Source organism: Mesorhizobium sp. M7A.F.Ca.CA.003.01.2.1 (genome assembly GCF_003998945.1).
Lineage (GTDB): Bacteria > Pseudomonadota > Alphaproteobacteria > Rhizobiales > Rhizobiaceae > Mesorhizobium > Mesorhizobium ciceri.
In genome coordinates, this window is sequence record NZ_RZRA01000779.1 from 1 (window position 1) to 2784 (window position 2784).

Genomic DNA, 2784 nt, shown 5'->3' on the forward strand with positions numbered 1-2784 from the left:
CCGCCGCCGGCTACAACTTCTCCCTCCTGCTCAGGTGGCTGAAGGGGTTTTTGTCGCTCTTGATTGCCCTGCTTCAAATCCGGCCGAAGCCGGTCGCCGCTTAGGGCTCGGATTGTTCACGGTCGACGATTTGATGCGGTAGTCGCCTATGAGCGGTCAAAACGAACGCAGCTGGTTCGCCGATCGACCAAACGGCGAGCGCACTGTGCTTTGCTCAGACCGCCACCGAGTGCCTCGCCGTTCCCCCTTTGAAATATGTATCGAACTTGGCCGCGATGGTTCGAATGAAGGGGCGACTTTCAGTCCGTACGAGGAAACTGTCACCATCGAATTCAAGCGCTCGGGCAGGATCGTGGAGTGCGATGGACCTCGAGCGATGAAGGAGCTGCTCGCCGGCTTTGCCGAACCGCTCCACCAGGTCGACTGCCGAGAAGGCAAAATCACACATCAGCCGCTCGATGATCCAGCCACGGACGCGATCGTCGTCGGAAAGGGCAACGCCGCGGACGGCAGCCAACCCGCCATCCGCAACCATGCGCCCGTACCCGGCAGTCGAAGCCATGTTCTGCACGTAGCCTTGGCGAAAACGACCGATGGACGAAGGGCCAAGTCCGATCAGTGTCGGGCAGCGATCCTCAGTGTAGCCCTGAAAATTGCGATGCAAAACCCCTGCGCGGGCCGCTATGGCCAGCGCATCGTCGGGCTTCGCGAAATGATCGAGTCCTATTGCCTCATATCCCTTGGCGACAATTGCCCGCGCCGCGAGTTGAGATTGGGCGAAACGCTCAGTGGGACTCGGCAGCCATGCCTCGTCGATCATCGTCTGATGCTTCTTGAACCAGGGCACATGTGCGTAGCCGAACAGGGCCATCCGGTCTGGCTCCAAGGTCAGTGCCTGCGCCACCGTGGAACAGATCGTCTCGCGTGTCTGATTCGGGAGCCCGTAGAGCAGGTCCAGATTGACCGATTCGACGCCCCGCGAACGAACCCCGTCGACGACTGCCTTGGTCTGCAAAAAACTCTGCTCACGATTAATTGCTTTTTGCACTTGCGGATCGAAATCCTGCACGCCGAGGCTCGCCCGCGTTACGCCGATTTGAGCAAGTGCATCAAGGCGCGCCTTGTCCATGTCGTTGGTTTCGATTTCGATGCTGACCGTAGCATCCGGGAGAAGGTCGAAGCTGTCCCGCAAGGCCGCTCCAAGAGCAACCATATCATCGGGCCTCAGAATAGTTGGCGAACCGCCACCGAAGTGGATTGCACGGACATGTGCCTTGCCGCTCACCAGACCGGCAATCGTGACGATTTCGGCATTCAGCGAGCGCAGATAAGCGGCCACCGGCTCATATTGGTGCGTCTGCTTGGTGTGGCAGGCGCAGAACCAGCAGAGCTTGTCGCAGTAAGGAATGTGCAGGTACAGCGAGATTTCGTCGCCGCTTTCCAGCGTCTCCAACCAGCCACGGTAAATGGCAGCATCGATCCCCGAATGGAAATGCGGCGCCGTCGGATAGCTGGTGTAGCGTGGGACGTTCTCGCTGAGTTTGACAGCTATTTCCGATTGCATCTCGCGTTCACCGTGTTGCCCGCCGGAACACTGCACGCATCGCTGAAGCAGACCCTGATCTCGATCAGCCGCGCTCATGGACAAACCGCCGCAGGATTTCTCTACCCTGGATGGGTATCCTGCCGGCAGTTAGGATCGGGTAAGGCGAACGCATGACCTTTCGGCAAGACATTCATAGTTCCGGCATTCCTGTTCTTTGCTTCCCTTGCGAGGCACGGCGTCGCGGTGTCTGCGGTGCGCTCGATCCAGACAATTTGGTTGGGCTCGCCAAGACTTGCTCGCGTCGCCGGATCGAGTCAGGAATGGAGTTGACCGGCGAGGCACAGAACGTCGACAGCTACTCCAACGTGCTTTCAGGCGTGGTAAAGCTATCAAAGAGCCTGTCGGATGGGCGCCAGCAGATCGTCGGTCTCCAGTTTGCACCGGATTTTCTGGGACGTCCTTTCAAGGAGGAAAGCTCGATCAATGCGGAAGCGGCAACAGCAGTCACGCTGTGTTCGTTTCCGCGAGCGGCCGTCGAACGGATGATGAAGGCGTCACGGGAATTCGAGCATCGCCTGCTCAAACAGACGCTGAATGAACTCGATGAGGCGCGCGAGTGGATGGTGACGCTGGGGCGCAAGACAGCTCCGGAAAAGGTGGCGACTTTTCTCCTCATGATGGCCCGGAATATCGATTCCAGTCTCGATGCGGCTTCCGGGTCGGCCTCCTTCGATCTGCCGCTGACGCGTGCCGAAATGTCTGATTTCCTTGGAATCACCAGCGAGACCGTGAGCCGCCAACTGACGCGATTGCGGGCTGACGGGGTGATTCGGATTGAGAACGCACGCCATGTGACGGTGGACAGCATAAGCCGTCTGGAGAAGCGCTGTGGCGGCGGACGCGAGCGGCCCTAAGCGGCGAGGCCATGTCGCATGACTCCGGGGCGGGCCGTGTTTGCCTTTTAATGCGATGTCGCCGCGCCTTCGACGAAGCGGCGTCACGGTTGTCGAGACAAACAGCTTTCGGGCTTTGATAGGAACGTGACCAATCGCCAGGTGTGTTTCGGCACATACCGGCGAAGCATGGTCCTTAATCTGCCACGGCTCGGCGGAACGATCGCGTTCGTTTCCAATGGGATCCGAACAACGTTTGGCAGGGCATCGGCAATAGCATCCAACGCGCGCAGAGCCTCAGCTTTCGCCTCAGCGATCGCGTCTGCGCCCGCCCAACCCAGGGAA

The 2784-nt window shown here is 59.3% G+C and carries 2 protein-coding genes; one reads left to right on the forward strand and one right to left on the reverse strand.

Features of this window, described 5'->3' with window-relative positions:
- Positions 1 to 214: 214 nt before the first annotated feature.
- Positions 215 to 1564 (reverse strand): oxygen-independent coproporphyrinogen III oxidase, encoded by a 1350-nt coding sequence (hemN, locus tag EN969_RS25395; RefSeq protein WP_063169226.1) that lies wholly within the window; start codon positions 1562 to 1564, stop codon positions 215 to 217.
- 152 nt (positions 1565 to 1716) lie between these two features.
- Here hemN and EN969_RS25400 point away from each other — a divergent pair, with 152 nt between their 5' ends.
- Positions 1717 to 2460 carry a Crp/Fnr family transcriptional regulator gene (locus EN969_RS25400; protein ID WP_024502861.1) on the forward strand — a complete coding sequence of 248 codons (744 nt, stop codon included), beginning with the start codon at positions 1717 to 1719 and terminating at the stop codon, positions 2458 to 2460.
- Positions 2461 to 2784: the final 324 nt, after the last annotated feature.

Bases quoted from the DNA above. Each gene is read 5' to 3' on its own strand.
- hemN (WP_063169226.1), bottom strand. From the start codon at position 1,564: ATGCAATCGGAAATAGCTGTCAAACTCAGCGAGAACGTCCCACGCTAC.
- EN969_RS25400 (WP_024502861.1), top strand. From the start codon at position 1,717: ATGACCTTTCGGCAAGACATTCATAGTTCCGGCATTCCTGTTCTTTGC.